Consider the following 16317-nt stretch of genomic DNA (forward strand, 5'->3'; position numbering starts at 1 on the left):
TTTTTTTATTTTGGTAAATTAATTTCGTTTAAGCTAACTTAATTTTATCTTCTAAAATATCTACGATTTTATCTTTATACAATCCGCCTAAAGCTTTTTTAAAGTTCTTTTTACTCATCTGCAATTCATCTTTAATTTCTTCTGGTGAAGATTTGTCTGAAAGATGCAGTAAACCGAAATTCTCTTCTAATTTATTAAGAATCTTTTGTTTGAATTCATCGATATTCTCAAAACCTACAGGCTGTAGCGAAACATCAATTTTCCCGTCTTCACGGATATCTTTGATGAAACCTTCTTCTTCTGAAAGCGGATATAGTTTTTTATAAACATCCGAAGTATAGATTAATCCGATATACTTTTTGTTGATTACTACATTCCAGCCCAGTTCACTTTCATTCATCATCAGCAAATCTACTTTGTCTCCTTGTTTGAAAGGAAGATTTTCGTACTGTGGATTTCTTTTAAATTTTGTTGTTCCGGTAATCAATTTCAAATCATTGTCAACATACAGATGCACAAGATATCTTTTACCTTCAATAATTTTTGCCTTCTGTTGTTTGTAAGGAATGAAGACATCTTTAATGATTCCCCAATCCATAAATGCACCGGTTGGAAGACTTTGCACACAAGTCATTACTGCAAACTCGCCTACTTCAGCCAAAGGAATTTCAGTCGTTGCCTTCAGTTTATTATCATCCTGATACACAAAAACTTCAATCTCATCACCAATTTCTTTTTCTTCACGAATGAAAACTTTAGACATAAAAGCCGTATCGCCTGTTTCTGATTCAAGCATCCATCCTGAATTGTTTTTTTCTGAAATTTTTAAAGTCTGGGTTTTTCCGAGTTGCATTAATGATAAATTTAGTCTGCAAAGGTAAGGAAAATAAGTTGGAGAGTTTTAGAGTTAATGAGTTTGAGTTTTTTTACATTTAAATTTAATTATTGTAATTTCTTAAATCACTGATAAGATTTTGGGATTCTTTCATATAATCTGTTTTTTCATCAGGATTAAATGTTCCGACAGATTTTATCAGCTTATCATTTTCATAATAACATCTCAATTCAGACAACTTTTGAGGTTTTTCTAAATATCCATTTTCGTCAACCGTTTGATATTTTGTTGAATGTACAAAAACCAATTGATGATTTTCCGAAAAAAAATATTCGGTTACAATGTTCCAGGCTGATAAACCAACAAAATGCTCCATCTTTTTAAGCGCACCGTTTTTATAAAATCCTTTTAATTCAATTCCGTTATCTGTTACCTCAGATTTATCCATAAAATAAGAATAGGGAACTGTTTTAATTTTAAAATCTGTTGTCTGATTAATTTTTTGAACAGTTTTTCTTACAGGCTCAATATTCTGACCAGAAATCAATCCTGATAAAAAAATGAGCAAAAACGGAATCATTTTTTTCATTGAAAAATCTTAATAGTTAGATACAAAGTCCATCAAATCTCTTCTGCTACTTTCAAAATCTAATGCATCTCCAACAACAAAATATTTCTGTTTGTCAACACATTTCGAGAATAAAGATTTAGCCAAAGCAATTTTATTCTTATCAAAACTCAGATCTTTTACCAGAACACTTATTTGCTCCGATGTAAACATAGCGTGACGACCTTGCTGATTAATGAAAATGATTTTTTTATCATCAAACCAAGCATCTTCTTTCATCTTACTTAAAAATTGCTGGAAAGTTTGATTATCCATGACATTAGGATAATTTATGTTTCCAATATTTCCTGAATTCCCATAAGGATTGTTCCAGATATCATTCCAGTTATTAAAACCGTAATAGCCATTTTGGAGCGGATAAGAATCTAAAAGATACAAACCTTCATTCGTGAAAAAATCGAGAACCAATCTGCTGTTATTTCTGACATTCAAAGTCGTTCTGTACATCAAAAATCCGTTTTCGTAGATTGAAATAGGAATTCTTCCCGAAGGAAGATCAAAGAATCTATATTTACCTGAGTTGTTTGAAATCGACTGATCCGCTAATTCCACACTAAAACTTCCCTGCTCCGGAATTCTCAGGAAAACTTCTGCATATCCATAGTTATTATTCCATTGGTAATTCGGATTTGCAGGTCTTCTGTTTGTATTATTCTGATTATTTGAATTTCTGAATCCTGAAGAATTATCTGAATTATTATTTCGAGAATCTTGCCTTTTAGAGGTTGTAGATTCAATCTCTCTTTTAGAGACTTCGTTTTTTAAAAGTTCACCCGCTTTTCCTGCTTCCTGCGCAAAAAACAATAGACCGGATAAGATTGAACAAACTGTAAATATTTTTTTCATAATGATTTCATTCTATAGTGAATTCCCACTCTATTTTCATGCCAAAAATGAACAATTTCAATTAAAATAAAATTTAAAATCATTTGTTTTAACTTTGTTCAAAATATTGAATCCAAGCGAAATTCAGACAAAAAAAAGAGAAGCCAAAACTTCTCTTTTATATTTTCGCCAAAACTTAGCTCTTTCTACTTTTTACTTAACTCTTACATGTGAAGAGCTCTTTTTCCTGTAGCATCCAAAGCAGCTTCTTTCACTGCTTCAGCGTAAGTTGGATGAGCGTGAGAACTTCTTGCGATGTCTTCTGCACTTGCACGGAATTCCATTGCAATTACTCCTTCAGCAACCAAATCTGCAGCTCTCGCTCCGATCATGTGGAAACCAAGAACCTCATCCGTTTTTTCGTCAGCGATAATTTTCACCAAACCATCGATATCACCACTTGCACGGCTTCTTCCTAAAGCTCTCATTGGGAAAGTTCCGATTTTGTAAGCTACACCTTCTTCCTTCAATTGCTCTTCAGTTTTACCAACTCCGGCAACTTCAGGCCAAGTGTAAACAACTCCAGGAATTAAGTTATAATTGATGTGAGGTTTTTGTCCAGCTAAAGTTTCAGCAACGAAAACTCCTTCTTCTTCAGCTTTGTGAGCCAACATCGCTCCTTTAATTACATCTCCGATTGCATAAATATTGGCAACGTTAGTCTGTAAATGGTCGTTTGTTTTTACTCTTCCTCTTTCGTCAAGCTCAACACCTGCTTTTTCCAATCCAAGTCCATCTGTGAAAGGTCTTCTTCCTACAGAAACCAAACAGTAATCTCCTTCAACAGTAACTTCCTCTCCTTTTTTATCTTTTGCAGTAATCTTTACAGAATCTCCGTTTCTTTCAACCGCAGAAACTGCTGTAGAAAGCATAAACTTCATTCCTTGTTTTTTAAGAACTTTAGTCAATTCTTTGCTTAAAGCACCATCCATTGTAGGAATGATTTTGTCCATAAACTCAACAACAGTAACCTGAGCTCCTAATCTTAGGTAAACAGAACCCAATTCAAGACCGATTACACCACCACCGATTACTACCAAATGCTTAGGAATTTCTTTTAAATTTAAAGCTTCCGTAGAAGTAATCACTCTTTCTTTATCTAAAGTAATGAACGGTAAAGATGAAGGTTTAGAACCTGTTGCAATGATTGTATATTTAGAATCGATCGTTTCAGAAGAACCGTCGTTTTTAGTTACTTTAATTTGAGTAGCAGATTCAAAGCTTCCAAGACCTTCAAAAACAGTGATTTTATTTTTGTCCATCAAAAAGTTGATTCCTTTTGTAGTTTGCTCTACCACTTCATTTTTTCTCGCAATCATTCTTGCGATATCAGCTTTTGGCTCGTTAATGATAATTCCGTGGTTTTCGAAATTGTGCTTTGCGTTTTCGAAATGCTCAGAGCTGTCTAAAAGCGCTTTTGAAGGAATACATCCAACATTAAGGCAAGTTCCACCCAACGTTGAATATTTTTCGATAATTGCTACTTTGAAACCTAATTGTGCAGCGCGAATTGCAGCTACATAACCTCCAGGACCGGAACCGATTACGGTAACATCAAATTGACTCATTTTATATTTTTATTTATTATTATCTGAAATGATTAATTCTTACAAATTTAATGATTAATTACCACGCCACAAAGTGAGTTTTGTCAAGTTTTTTTGTTGCAGGGTAATGGATGTTAGAGGATGGAAGTTTAATTGATTTTTTTTAAGTAGGAAGTCTGAAGCGGGATGATGGATGTTTAAATGATTGAGAATATTTTTAAAGCTTCTGACATCTAACTTAATTTACAAATTCAATTTCCCTTCTCCAAAAACTTCTTTATTTCCAAAATAAGAACCCCCGCAAATGTACCATGGAAGGTTTTCCAGATATTTTATTGCGTTTTCTGGTTTCATTTCTGCAACCTCTTTTTTAGCGATAATTCCTTTGAACCATCTTCCGGATTCTTGGGAATCAGGAAATTCTATAGCATAATTAAGCCAAATTCTTTGGCAAAGTCTACATTGAATTATACTTACTTCTGCATTTTTACCACTGGTAAAATCTGTACCAACTATTGAAGTTCTATATTCAGATACACTTAAGTCGTGTTTTTCGCAGGCACAACCCAGTTTCGGAAGTTTTTTCATGAATGAAATATTGATTTTAAATAAAATTGAAACGCAAATTTAAGGAAATATAAAAGCTTTCATTTAGTAATATTCTCATTTTAAACACAATCATCAGCAAATTTCACTATTCTTTTTTCATAATTTGCATTACAATTGTTACAATTCTGGGTCATTGTTTTAATAAGACCCTGTTTAATTTCTTCTGTGTTATCAGAATTTTCAAAATCATTAAAACCGCTGTATAAAATAGAATTACACCAATCAGAATACTTTTTTCCAGATTCATCAAACTCCATGTACTCAAAAAATTCTTTTGGGAATTTTTCTGCATATTTTCTTGCAGGAAGTCCGGTGTATTCTCCTAAAGCGCCATCTTGAATAAATATCGTCTTATCTAAAATCCATCGATAAAAAGGTCTTAAAGAATCATTATCTGTTGTAACTAAATTTAATAGTTTTTCTGTTTTAGGTTCATCTTTTGGTCTGTAAACTCCCAAATAAAAATCTCTTGCAACAGGATCGCAGTTTTTATTTGTAATGTAATATCTCATAGGTTTACCCCAAACAGAATCAAGATCAATTGAATGAGTTAGACGGAAACCTTCCTGCCAATTTGTGGATTCGTATTCGATAGTATCTTTATTTTCTTTAATCACTACAGCTTCCTGTTTTTTACAAGAAAATAGGATCAGTAGAAATATTAAAGAAACAAATCTTTGCATTTAAAATTTTTGAGATTGTAAAACTTATTTTTTTATTAGATCCAATAAGATTTTTTCATATCTATCTAAAATAATTTCTTTGGAAAATCTAGATTTTATAGAATTTTTTATTGCATCCTGATCAAATGACTGATGTAAAATCTGCATAATTTTTTGAGAAAAATCTTCGTGATTTTCAATGTCTGCAATTTCACCGTTGGTGTTGTGCTGAATAATTTCGTTAATTCCGCCTCTGCAATTATTTGCCAAAGAATATGTTCCGCAAGCTCCGGCTTCCAACAAAACATTCGGAAAGCCTTCATAACGTGAAGAAAGAATAAACAAATCGGCAAACTTCAGAAACTGATACGGGTTTTCCTGTCTTCCATGAAAAATAACTTTTTTCAAACCTAAAAAATCCTTCATCTGATGAAGAATCTCCCGATCTCTGCCATCTCCTAAAATATGGAGAATAATATTCTCATTTTTAAGTCTTGAAAAAACTTTTAACAGATTATCAAATCCTTTTCGCGCAGACAAATTGCCGATGGCAACTACATTTTTATAATTGTATTTAAAACTTTCAGGTTTTGTAGAAATAAGAAGCTTTTCATTGATAAACTCAAAATCTACAGGATTATTGATTTTGGTGATTTTATTTCTTTTAATATTAAAATTATTCACCAAATCATTCATCATATCGTCGCTTTGCGCAATAATCTGCTGATAATTGTTGTAAAAATGATAGAAGAATTTTATTTCTTTTCTCGTTATATGCTCTGAAACGACATTGGTTTCTCTTGCAATAAATTTAATTTTCGGAAAAAGCTTGATAAATACAGACAAATATGCATTTACTTCTCCAAATCCCGAAAAAACAATATCGGGTTTTCTGCGGTAAATTTGTGAAAGAATAGGCTTTAAAGAATGTCTGATTCTTTCGGTATCGATGTCAATAATTTCTACATCTTTTTTTAGAAAATTTAAGTAACCACCTTGTTTCCGTAAAAGCAAAATCATAGGCTCAAAACGATCTCTGGAAAGATGATTTGCAATGGTGGTAACGATTCTTTCTGCACCTCCGGTTTCAAGATCCGGCAGAATAAACATGACAGAAATTTTCTTATTCATCCTAAGATTTTTTTAAATATTTTCAAAGGAATTTTGTTTCACAATAGGTCTGGAAAATCCTGAGAATGATTATTTGTAATATGATTTATTAAAAATTTATGCTCTTTCTGATCGAAAAATATATACCAAGACGTATTGTTGTTTGCTTTATATTTAAAAAATTTCCTTCCAAACTTTTTAAAATTCTCAGGAGTTTCATAAATATTAACCTGAAAATCAAAATTCATTATATAGAAAATAATTTCCTGTACATAAGATTTAGCATCTTCTTCAAAACCAAAATAGTTTTTTGAATATAAAATATCTACTAAATCTGTAAGGAATACCTTAACATCATTAGAAAAAATTATTTCTCTTTCCAAGGTAAAGATTCAATATGTGCATAAACTTTTCTCATCAAATCTTCGCCAGTTATTCCTCTCGCAAATCGTTCATCAAAGTCATCTTTTACAACGTATTCAGCTTGAGATTCTGCAACTTGATGAACTGAAGTTTTTCTATTCTTAATCTCAAGTAATTCTGCAATATCATCAAGCTCATTCATTTCTTTTATCCACTGAATGAGTTCTCTTTTTGCTTCTAATATTGGATTTTCCATTTTAATTTTATCAAAAATTAATTGGCTACATCGCTGATAAATTTTATTCTCAGCATTCTTACTTCTTCATCAGAAAGCTCATCTCCGAATTCATCAAGCAAAACTTTCATACTGTCGCTTTCAGATTCGTTCATAAATTCCATAAAATCATCTACTACATCTTCATCAAAATTGTCTTCGATATAGTAATCGATATTCAGTTTCGTACCCTGATAAACAATACGTTCCATCTCTTTCAAAAGATCATTCATCGAAAGATTTTTGGCTCTTGCGATATCTTCAAGGTCAATTTTTTTATCGGTACTCTGAATGATAAAAACTTTATGGCTAGATTTATTCGCCACCTGCTTCAAAACCATATCCTGAGTACGTTCTATGTTGTGGTCTTCAACATATTTTGCTATAAAATCTGCAAATTCTTTTCCGTACTTTTTAGCTTTTCCTTCTCCGACTCCGTAGATTTTGGCAATTTCTTCAACAGAAATAGGATACTGAACGGTCATATCTTCCAAACTAGGATCCATGAAAACCGTGTAAGGTGGAATCCCATGTTTTTTGGCTACTTTTTTTCTAAGTTCTTTTAAAAGAACAAATAGGTTTTGATCTAAACCTCCACTTGACTGCATTTGCACCTGATCGCTTTCAGCTTTTGTCTGTGAAAGATCAAATTCACGGTCTTCAGCAATCAAAAATGGTTCTTTAAAATCACCAGATAAGACTTTTTTCCCTTTTTCGGCAATTTTTAAAACACCGTATGTTTCAATATCTTTCTGTAAAAAATTCTGTACAGTTGCTTGTCTTAGAATTGTTTTCCAATAATTATCTTTTTCAGATTTTCCAAAACCAAAGAATGAGCTTTGCTCTAATTTGTACGACTTTGTAACCGCTGTTTCTTTTCCAACAATTACAGAAATCAAATCTTTAGATTTAAATTTCTCTTTCGTTTCGTTAATTAATTCTAAGGTTTTCTTTAGATCAGCCGTAGCATCTTTCAGCTTCGGCGGATTTGATGCATTGTCACACATTTTGGCTCCGTCACCATTTATAGGATCAAAAGTTTCACCAAAATAATATAATATATATTGTCTTCGGCTCATCGAAGTTTCAGCGTAACCTACTACTTCATTTAAAAGCTGTAAGCCGATTTCTCTTTCAGAAACAGGTTTTTGAGCCAGGAATTTTTCCAGTTTTTCAATATCTTTAGGATCATAGAAAGCAAGGCAGTACCCTTCTCCTCCATCACGACCTGCACGACCGGTCTCCTGGTAATAACTTTCCAAAGATTTTGGAAAATCATAATGAATCACAAAACGTACATCCGGTTTATCTATTCCCATTCCAAATGCAATCGTTGCCACAATTACATCTGCTTCTTCCATCAGAAACTTATCTTGATTAGCAACTCTCACTTTCTGGTCGAGACCTGCATGATAAGGAAGCGCATTGATACCGTTTACCTGAAGAAGCTGGGCAAATTCTTCTACTTTTCTTCGACTTAAACAATAAACAATTCCTGATTTTCCTTTATTTTTATTGATAAATTTTACAATTTCTTTATCAATATTAACTTTTGGAGTTACTTCGTAAAATAAATTAGCCCTGTTAAAACTTTCTTTAAATACTAAAGCATTGCTCATTCCTAAAGTTTTCTGGATATCATCCTGTACTTTAGGGGTTGCCGTCGCCGTTAAAGCGATGACAGGAACATCTGCAATTTTATCGATGATTTGTTTTAAATTTCTGTATTCCGGTCGGAAATCATGCCCCCATTCTGAAATACAGTGCGCTTCATCAATTGCAACGAAAGATATTTTAACATCTTTCAAAAATTCCAGATAATCTTCTTTAATTAAAGATTCCGGAGCTACATAAAGCAGCTTTGTTTTACCACTTTTTATATCATCAAAGACCTGTTTGGTCTGAGTTTTGTTAAGAGAAGAATTAAGAACATGGGCTACACCCGTTTCAGAAGAAAGACCGTTTACTGCATCTACCTGATTTTTCATAAGAGCAATAAGCGGTGACACAACAATTGCCGTTCCCTCAGAAATAAGAGCCGGAAGTTGATAACACAGTGATTTACCGCCTCCTGTAGGCATAAGAACAAAAATATCTTTTCCATTTAAGAGATTATTAATGATCTCTTCCTGCTGTCCTTTAAAGGTAGAAAATCCGAAGTATTTTTTTAATTCGCCTGATAAATTGGCTTTTTTTGCGCTCATCTAATTTTGTATTGCTAAATTTGCATCCAATCCAAAGTTATAAAATTTTTACTTAAAATAAAAGTAATAGAATTTTTTAGTAATCAAATTTATATTAAGTATAAATTGAAATCATTGGTAAATCTACATACTAATTTCGTTATAAAAATGGAAAGAGACAATATTATCTCAATAGCAAAAAGCACATTGACCATAGAAATTTCCGAACTGGAAAAATTAAAAGAAAGAATTGGAGACGAATTTGTAAAAGCAGTAGAACTGATTCATTCTGCTACCGGAAAACTTATCGTAGTTGGTATCGGAAAATCGGCTCATGTGGGCAATAAAATCGTTGCAACGCTAAATTCTACAGGAACTCCTTCTCAGTTTTTACATGCTTCGGAAGCAATTCACGGAGATTTAGGAGTTATTCAAAAGCAGGATGTGGTGTTATGTATTTCCAATTCTGGAAATTCACCTGAAATTACCAATCTTGTTTCTTATTTAAAAGATTATTCTTCTGCACTCATTGGAATGACAGGAAACAGAAAAAGCAAACTTGCAGAATTTTCTGATGTCATTTTAGATACTCATGTAGATTTGGAAGCATGCCCGAATAAACTAGCTCCAACAAGTTCTACAACCAATCAAATGGCTTTAGGCGATGCTTTGGCTGTATGCCTTATGGAAATGAATGACTTTAAAGAAAATGATTTCGCAAAATTTCATCCGGGTGGAAGTTTAGGTAAAAACTTAACGGCAAGAGTTGAACAGTTCCTTTCTTCACAAAAACCTCAGGTTTCAGAAGATTCTTCGATCAGAGATGTTATTATTTCTATCAGTGCATCAAGTCATGGAATCACTGTAGTAACAGATAACGATAAAATTATCGGAGTTGTTACCGACGGAGATTTGCGAAGAATGTTATTGAAAGGAGATGATATTTCTAAAGTTTTGGCGAAAGATATTATGTCTGCAAATCCTAAAACAATAGAGAAAGATGTTTTGGCGAAAGAAGCCATGAAAATTTTAAAAGACAACAACATCGGACAATTAATTGTAACAGAAAACGGACAATACTTTGGAATTATTGATCTGCACACATTATTAGACGAAGGAATTAATTAATTTTTCTGTGATTATTAAAGTGAAAAATTTCATCATATTTTGTTTTGCCTTTTTATCTTTTAATCTAAATGCTCAGGAAATTGATAAAACGTATTATTTATTAGGAGCAGTTGATAATTATTCCGGTAGAAATTATGAACTAAAAAACAGTGATTATAAAGGCTACGTTTTAATGGTCAATAAAGATGAAACTAATAAAATTAAAAGGCTTCAAGAAGTTTCCGGTTTAAAATTTTCAAACTTCAATTCTGAAACTTTAGCAAATTGGGTTTCTCTTAATTCTGATAGTTATGAAAAAGAAATCAATCAATTTTATTCTTTTTCTAAAACAAAAGGTACAGAAAATTATCGTGGGAGATTAAATCATGACAAAGTTTTAAAAGGAACAAAAAACCAATTATTATCTTATTTATTAGGTTCATTTTTAATTCATGGAAATATAAAAACAGAAAATGATGGCGGAGATCAGTATGAAGTTTATGAAATTTCTGTAGCCAATGCTCAACCACAATTTGAAGTTTTAAAATCCATTTTAAAAGAATTAGGCGTATATACGATTAAAGAAGAAATATGGTACAAAATTCCATTTACATTTCATGTGAAATTTATTCCTGACTCCGAATTAAAAACTTTATTAGATAAAGAATTAGCTTATCAGAACAATAATTAACTAAAATAATTATTATCATTGCAAATCGAATCTCAGAATTCATAACATATATTTATGGCAGAAGATAAAGACATGTCCTTTTTCGGACATATTGGGGAATTGAGAGGGCATTTAATCCGCTCTATTCTTGCTATTGTTATCGCGGCAGTTGTTGTCGGTTTTAATATCAACTGGATTATGGATCACATCTTTTTTGGTCCTACCCGAAATGATTTCCCTACGTTTAAACTTGTGAATGAATTTTCACAATGGATTTTGGGTGAAGACAGTATTACTTTACCTGATGAATTTCCGGTGCGAGTTCAGAGATTGTATCAGCAATTTAATGTGATGATGGCAGTTTCTATTTTTGGTGGAGTTGTGGCAGCTTTTCCTTATATCGTTTGGGAATTGTGGAGATTCATCAGTCCGGCTTTGCATCCTAATGAAAGAAAAAATTCGCTTTTCATTATCAATTCAGTTTGGATTTTATTTATGACCGGAGTTTTATGCGGATATTTCCTGATTTTACCTTTTGCGGTAAATTTTGGAGTTATTTTTAAAATTTCAGACATTATTATTCCGTTATATGACCTTAGTGATTACACTACTCTATTTTTACAGGTTGTTTTAGGAATGGGCGTTGTCTTTTTATTTCCGGTTTTAATTTATTTCTTGACCAATATCGGAATTCTGAATCCTAAGTTTATGAAAACGTACAGAAGACACGCTATTGTTTTGATTATGGTTGTTGCCGCAATTATTACTCCTGCCGATGTTTTGAGTATGATTATGGCAGCTTTACCGCTTTTATTATTGTATGAATTCAGTATTGTAATGTGTGGTTACACTTATAAAAAGGTACAAAAACGTGATGCCGCTTTAAAAACGGTTCAAAAATCTTAAAAAAATTAATATAAATAGTAGCGGCGCGAAAATCTTCGATTTTCGCGCCGCTTGTTTTCTTGCTATCAATTAATCAGTAGAAATAATATAGATTTTGCATTTCAGATTATATATTTGATAAATATTAAATATGAAAAAAACATGAAAGTTTTCGCAGAGTTTATAGAACATAATGGATTACAATTTCGTACAAAAACACTTTTACAATTCGGAGATTCTTGGGACTTAATTGGTTCTATAGTAATGAAAAATCCGGGGAGCGCGAAGCCCGGAATTGCATTAGACGATTCGACTTACCAAAACATTTCAAATTTTTTAGGAGAAAAAATAAATAGCGAAACCTGGTCAGTATCTGGTAATGATCCTACCATAAGAAGGATTGCTACAATTTTTAATGGTAACCATGTAGACAAAGATTTAAAACTTAATGGTATAATTCAAATTTACAATCTATATAACATCTGTGAACCAAAAATAAACCTTGCTTATCAAAAGGCTGAAAATGCTAATCAGGATTTATTATATATTGATTTACACAAAGTGATTAGTGAATTTAAAAACAAACCCGTCTATTTAGGTTTTTTTCATTTTTACACTTATCGTAAAACAAAGCATTCTGAATATTTACAAAAGACAGCAAGAGGAATTTTTGATTATGTGAAAAATTCAAAATTTAATTATTTCAGTTATAAAGATATAATTGACAATCCCTACTACCATCCTTATTCAAGATATGTTTACGGAGAAAAAAATATACCTTTACTCAAGAGATTTATATCTTTTTATGAATAGATTCCAATCAATATTCTTTAATTTTGGCTTTAGTCAAATTTCATCTTAATGAAAAAAATATCTTACTCGCTTTTATTAGTTTCAGGTTTAGCTTTCGGTCAGTTTTTCGAAAAAGGTAAAACATTTACAAAACAGGACACTTTAAAAGGTTCTAATACCGAATTCAGAAATTTCTGGAATGTAAAAAAGTATGAACTTTCTGTGGAACCCAATTTTCAGCAAAAAAGTATCGCGGGAAATAATAAAATAAGTTTTGAGATTACGAAAGATATTTCAAATCCTGTTTTTCAGATTGATCTGCAACAGCCAATGAAAGTTGATGTTGTACAATGTAGCTTCCCTACTCCTAAACCATTTAAAAGAGAAGGTGATTTTATTTTTATTTCCTCTCATAAAAACTTTAAAAAGGGAGAAAAATACACCATTGATATTGGCTATTCCGGAAATCCAACGATTGCAAAAAGAGCACCTTGGGACGGAGGCTGGATTTTCACAAAAGATGAAAAAGGAAATCCTTGGATGAGCGTTGCTGATGAAGGAATTGGCGCTTCAGTCTGGCTTCCTACAAAAGATATTTGGAGTGACGAACCAGACAATGGGATTGTTATGAAGATTATTACTCTAAAAGATTTAGTTGGAGTTGGAAACGGAAGATTAATCAACAAAAAGACAGAAAACAATAAAAATATCTTCACTTGGGAAGTTAAAAACCCGATCAATGCCTATTCTATTATTCCGAATATCGGAAAGTATGTAAATTTTAAAGATTCTTACAGCGGAGAAAAAGGAAAACTGGATCTTGATTATTGGGTAATCGACTATAATTTAGATAAAGCAAAAAAACAGTTTCAGCAGGTAAAACCGATGCTCAAAGCGTTTGAATATTGGTTTGGTCCTTATCCTTTTTATGAAGATTCTTACAAATTGGTAGATTCCCCTCATTTGGGAATGGAACATCAGAGCAATATCGCTTACGGAAATGGTTATCAAAACGGATATTTAGGCAGAGATCTTTCAGGAACCGGAGTTGGTTTAAACTGGGATTTCATCATTATTCATGAAAGTGGACACGAATGGTTTGCCAATAATATTACGGCAAAAGATCAAGCCGATATGTGGATTCATGAAGCTTTTACTAATTATTCTGAAGTTCTTTTCACCGAAAATTATATGGATAAAAAATCTGCGGATATGTATGCGCAGGGAATTCAGAATAATATTGAAAACGACGTTCCTATTATTGGAAAATACGGTGTACGAAATGAAGGAAGCGGCGATATGTATGCGAAAGGCGCAAGTATGGTTCATACAATGAGACAGATTATTAATGACGATGCAAAATTCAGACAAATTTTAAGAGGTTTAAATAAAGATTTTTATCATCAAACCGTCACAACCGAACAAGTTGAAAAATATATTTCAGAGAAAGCGGGTTTCGATTTCACATCGATTTTTAACCAATATTTACGGACAACCGATGTTCCTATTTTAGAATATGCTCAAAAAGGAACAGAATTGAAATACCGTTTTGTAAAAGGTGTAAAAAACCTAAACCTTCCGATAAGATTTGGTGAATACACCATTTCACCGAGTGAATCTTGGCAGACTTTGAAGCTTAAAAATTCAGATCCGGTAGAGTTTAGCAAGAATTATTATATTAAGTATAAACAGATTTAATGAAATTTTAAAAGGCAAAATCATAAGTATGGTTTTGCTTTTTTTAACTAAAGTTTAGCAAAAAATTATAAATTTCTCTGTAACAATCTCAATTTAAAATCAACTACTTATCAATAAAATAAACCTAATGAAAAAAATAGCACTCAGTTTAGGAATTCTTGCGGTGGCTTTCGTTCAAGCGCAGTCGATCAAGACCAATATTGATTTGGTAAACGTAAAAGACGATAAAATCGCCGTTACGATGGAATTTCCGAAAATGAAATCGAATGACGTAAAATTTCACTTTCCAAAGACGGTTCCCGGAACTTATTCTGTGGATGATTACGGAAGATTTATTGAAGGAATAAAATTTTTAGATAATAAAGGAAAAGAAATCGCTTTTACCAAAGTGAATGACAATACCTACTCCCTAAAAAACGCAAAAGCTTTAAGTAAAATTACGTATTTAGTAAACGACAGTTTCGATGAGGAAAACGACACAGACAAACATAAAGCTGTATTTTCACCTTCCGGAACAGATATTGAGCAGGGAAAAGTTTATTTGATTAATACACACGGTTTTGTAGGTTATATCGACAATATGCAGGATGTTCCGTATCAATTGGTAATTCAGAAACCTAATGATTTTTACGGAACGACCGCTTTGGTAGATCAGGATAAATCTGAAGCAACAGATACTTTTACATTAGCAAATTACGCTAAACTGACCGATTCTCCTTTAATGTATTCAAAACCTGATTACATTACATTCAATGCAGGCGGAATGGATCTTGTTTTAGGCGTTTATTCTCCGACAGGAAAATATAAAGCTGCAGATTTTAAAGAAAATTTAGAAAAAATGGTCGTTGCTCAAAAGAAATTTTTGGGCGATATGAATACCAATAAGAAATATGCGATCATGCTTTATCTTGCAGGAACTGAAGGTCCGCAAATAAAAGGTTTCGGAGCATTGGAACATCACGAATCTACAAGTGTTGTCCTTCACGAGATGATGCCTAAAGAAGCGATTGACGAATCTATTGTTGATGTAGTTTCTCATGAGTTTTTCCACACTGTGAATCCTTTGAAAACGCATTCTGAAGAAATTCATTATTTCGATTATGCAGATCCTAAAATGTCTCAGCATCTTTGGATGTATGAAGGCGGAACCGAATATTTTGCCAATTTATTCCAGATTCAGGAAGGTTTAATTACCAAAGATCAGTTTTTACAAAGAATCGGCGACAAGATCAAAAATTCTAAAAGTTATGATGATACCATGCCTTTTACGGTAATGAGTAAAAATATTCTTCAGGATCAGTACAAAGACCAGTACAGAAATGTTTACGAAAAAGGAACACTTTTGACGATGTGTCTTGATATTGAGTTGAGAAAACTGTCAAACGGAGAAATGGGTTATCGCGATATGATCAGAAAATTATCTCAGAGATTTGGTGAAAACAAACCTTTTAAAGATGATAAACTGATTGACGAATTGGTAACCATTACAGGATATCCGCAGGTAAAAGATTTTTACAATAAATATATTGCAGGAAGCCAGCCAACTCCTTATGCAGAATATTTAGCTCAAGTGGGTGTTGAAATCACGAAACAGGAAACTCCGCCAATGTTTTGGTTTATCAAAGATCCTGCACAAACCGGATATGATGAGAAGAACAATGCTTTTGCTTTTGATGATCATTCTGCATTGTCACCATTCTCAAAAAGCATCGGAATGAAAATTACCGATCAAGTTTTTGCTTTAGACGGAAAAACCATCAATATTCAAAATGCACAGGAATTTATTGGCTATGCACAATCGATCAAAGACGGACAAAACGTTACCGTAACCGTTCTTCGTAAAAACGGCGATAAAATGGACAAAATTGATTTGAAAGGAAAAGCTGTTTTAGATAAAATAACGCTGGAAACGCTTACATTTAAAGCCAATCCTACTCCTGCAGAACAGAAACTTCAGGATCAGTGGTTGACTGGAAAAAAGTAAGCTAATTTATTTTGTTGATCGTTTTTGGTTGATAGTTGATGGGTTGACATCCTATGTAAAAATCAAAAATTATATTATTCAAAGA

The 16317-nt window shown here is 32.4% G+C and carries 16 protein-coding genes; 6 read left to right on the forward strand and 10 right to left on the reverse strand.

What is annotated here, in order from left to right; all coding sequences use genetic code 11:
* Nucleotides 1-28: 28 nt before the first annotated feature.
* From BUR17_RS04785 to recQ, 10 genes are all read right to left on the reverse strand, one after another.
* Nucleotides 29-853: a CvfB family protein gene (locus BUR17_RS04785; RefSeq protein WP_074229204.1), complete on the reverse strand. Its 825-nt coding sequence runs from the start codon at nucleotides 851-853 to the stop codon at nucleotides 29-31.
* A gap of 85 nt (nucleotides 854-938) precedes the next feature.
* Nucleotides 939-1424: a hypothetical protein gene (locus BUR17_RS04790; protein ID WP_074229205.1), complete on the reverse strand. Its 486-nt coding sequence runs from the start codon at nucleotides 1422-1424 to the stop codon at nucleotides 939-941.
* Nucleotides 1425-1433: 9 nt separating this feature from the next.
* Nucleotides 1434-2309: a DUF4476 domain-containing protein gene (locus BUR17_RS04795; RefSeq protein WP_074229206.1), complete on the reverse strand. Its 876-nt coding sequence runs from the start codon at nucleotides 2307-2309 to the stop codon at nucleotides 1434-1436.
* A 203-nt stretch (nucleotides 2310-2512) separates the two neighbouring features.
* Nucleotides 2513-3916, reverse strand: a complete 1404-nt coding sequence (lpdA, locus tag BUR17_RS04800; protein ID WP_074229207.1) for a dihydrolipoyl dehydrogenase — start codon at nucleotides 3914-3916, stop codon at nucleotides 2513-2515.
* A 222-nt stretch (nucleotides 3917-4138) separates the two neighbouring features.
* Nucleotides 4139-4483, reverse strand: a complete 345-nt coding sequence (locus BUR17_RS04805; RefSeq protein WP_074229208.1) for a hypothetical protein — start codon at nucleotides 4481-4483, stop codon at nucleotides 4139-4141.
* Between the two features lie 80 nt (nucleotides 4484-4563).
* Nucleotides 4564-5187 (reverse strand): hypothetical protein, encoded by a 624-nt coding sequence (locus BUR17_RS04810; RefSeq protein WP_074229209.1) that lies wholly within the window; start codon nucleotides 5185-5187, stop codon nucleotides 4564-4566.
* A 24-nt stretch (nucleotides 5188-5211) separates the two neighbouring features.
* Nucleotides 5212-6297 carry a glycosyltransferase gene (locus BUR17_RS04815; protein WP_074229210.1) on the reverse strand — a complete coding sequence of 362 codons (1086 nt, stop codon included), beginning with the start codon at nucleotides 6295-6297 and terminating at the stop codon, nucleotides 5212-5214.
* 38 nt (nucleotides 6298-6335) lie between these two features.
* Nucleotides 6336-6659 carry a hypothetical protein gene (locus tag BUR17_RS04820; protein ID WP_074229211.1) on the reverse strand — a complete coding sequence of 108 codons (324 nt, stop codon included), beginning with the start codon at nucleotides 6657-6659 and terminating at the stop codon, nucleotides 6336-6338.
* The gene (locus BUR17_RS04825; protein WP_074229212.1) at nucleotides 6644-6895 is read right to left on the reverse strand and encodes a hypothetical protein; all 252 of its coding nucleotides are present in this window, start codon (nucleotides 6893-6895) and stop codon (nucleotides 6644-6646) included. The genes BUR17_RS04820 and BUR17_RS04825 overlap by 16 nt, the downstream gene beginning before the upstream one ends.
* A gap of 17 nt (nucleotides 6896-6912) precedes the next feature.
* Nucleotides 6913-9117 (reverse strand): DNA helicase RecQ, encoded by a 2205-nt coding sequence (gene recQ / locus BUR17_RS04830; RefSeq protein WP_074229213.1) that lies wholly within the window; start codon nucleotides 9115-9117, stop codon nucleotides 6913-6915.
* A gap of 147 nt (nucleotides 9118-9264) precedes the next feature.
* Here recQ and BUR17_RS04835 point away from each other — a divergent pair, with 147 nt between their 5' ends.
* The 6 genes from BUR17_RS04835 to BUR17_RS04860 all read left to right on the forward strand — a co-directional run bounded on the left by BUR17_RS04835 (nucleotide 9265) and on the right by BUR17_RS04860 (nucleotide 16232).
* Nucleotides 9265-10224 carry a KpsF/GutQ family sugar-phosphate isomerase gene (locus BUR17_RS04835; RefSeq protein ID WP_074229214.1) on the forward strand — a complete coding sequence of 320 codons (960 nt, stop codon included), beginning with the start codon at nucleotides 9265-9267 and terminating at the stop codon, nucleotides 10222-10224.
* Nucleotides 10225-10243: 19 nt separating this feature from the next.
* The gene (locus tag BUR17_RS04840; protein ID WP_143747523.1) at nucleotides 10244-10894 is read left to right on the forward strand and encodes a hypothetical protein; all 651 of its coding nucleotides are present in this window, start codon (nucleotides 10244-10246) and stop codon (nucleotides 10892-10894) included.
* Between the two features lie 54 nt (nucleotides 10895-10948).
* Nucleotides 10949-11779 carry a twin-arginine translocase subunit TatC gene (gene tatC / locus BUR17_RS04845; protein WP_074229216.1) on the forward strand — a complete coding sequence of 277 codons (831 nt, stop codon included), beginning with the start codon at nucleotides 10949-10951 and terminating at the stop codon, nucleotides 11777-11779.
* Between the two features lie 141 nt (nucleotides 11780-11920).
* Nucleotides 11921-12571, forward strand: coding sequence for a hypothetical protein (locus tag BUR17_RS04850; protein WP_143747524.1), 651 nt, complete (start codon nucleotides 11921-11923; stop codon nucleotides 12569-12571).
* Nucleotides 12572-12619: 48 nt separating this feature from the next.
* Entirely contained in the window at nucleotides 12620-14248 is a 1629-nt protein-coding gene (locus tag BUR17_RS04855) for a M1 family metallopeptidase (protein WP_074229218.1), read from the forward strand.
* 127 nt (nucleotides 14249-14375) lie between these two features.
* The gene (locus tag BUR17_RS04860) at nucleotides 14376-16232 is read left to right on the forward strand and encodes a M61 family metallopeptidase (protein ID WP_074229219.1); all 1857 of its coding nucleotides are present in this window, start codon (nucleotides 14376-14378) and stop codon (nucleotides 16230-16232) included.
* Nucleotides 16233-16317: the final 85 nt, after the last annotated feature.

The sequence above is a fragment of the Chryseobacterium scophthalmum genome, assembly GCF_900143185.1.
Lineage (GTDB): Bacteria > Bacteroidota > Bacteroidia > Flavobacteriales > Weeksellaceae > Chryseobacterium > Chryseobacterium scophthalmum.

What these genes read in the sequence shown, in the direction of transcription:
- BUR17_RS04835 (WP_074229214.1), top strand. Translation starts at nt 9,265, where the DNA reads ATGGAAAGAGACAATATTATCTCAATAGCAAAAAGCACATTGACCATA.
- BUR17_RS04815 (WP_074229210.1), bottom strand. Translation starts at nt 6,297, where the DNA reads ATGAATAAGAAAATTTCTGTCATGTTTATTCTGCCGGATCTTGAAACC.
- recQ (WP_074229213.1), bottom strand. Translation starts at nt 9,117, where the DNA reads ATGAGCGCAAAAAAAGCCAATTTATCAGGCGAATTAAAAAAATACTTC.
- BUR17_RS04850 (WP_143747524.1), top strand. Translation starts at nt 11,921, where the DNA reads ATGAAAGTTTTCGCAGAGTTTATAGAACATAATGGATTACAATTTCGT.
- BUR17_RS04805 (WP_074229208.1), bottom strand. Translation starts at nt 4,483, where the DNA reads ATGAAAAAACTTCCGAAACTGGGTTGTGCCTGCGAAAAACACGACTTA.
- BUR17_RS04860 (WP_074229219.1), top strand. Translation starts at nt 14,376, where the DNA reads ATGAAAAAAATAGCACTCAGTTTAGGAATTCTTGCGGTGGCTTTCGTT.
- lpdA (WP_074229207.1), bottom strand. Translation starts at nt 3,916, where the DNA reads ATGAGTCAATTTGATGTTACCGTAATCGGTTCCGGTCCTGGAGGTTAT.
- BUR17_RS04790 (WP_074229205.1), bottom strand. Translation starts at nt 1,424, where the DNA reads ATGAAAAAAATGATTCCGTTTTTGCTCATTTTTTTATCAGGATTGATT.
- BUR17_RS04810 (WP_074229209.1), bottom strand. Translation starts at nt 5,187, where the DNA reads ATGCAAAGATTTGTTTCTTTAATATTTCTACTGATCCTATTTTCTTGT.
- tatC (WP_074229216.1), top strand. Translation starts at nt 10,949, where the DNA reads ATGGCAGAAGATAAAGACATGTCCTTTTTCGGACATATTGGGGAATTG.
- BUR17_RS04785 (WP_074229204.1), bottom strand. Translation starts at nt 853, where the DNA reads ATGCAACTCGGAAAAACCCAGACTTTAAAAATTTCAGAAAAAAACAAT.
- BUR17_RS04855 (WP_074229218.1), top strand. Translation starts at nt 12,620, where the DNA reads ATGAAAAAAATATCTTACTCGCTTTTATTAGTTTCAGGTTTAGCTTTC.
- BUR17_RS04795 (WP_074229206.1), bottom strand. Translation starts at nt 2,309, where the DNA reads ATGAAAAAAATATTTACAGTTTGTTCAATCTTATCCGGTCTATTGTTT.
- BUR17_RS04825 (WP_074229212.1), bottom strand. Translation starts at nt 6,895, where the DNA reads ATGGAAAATCCAATATTAGAAGCAAAAAGAGAACTCATTCAGTGGATA.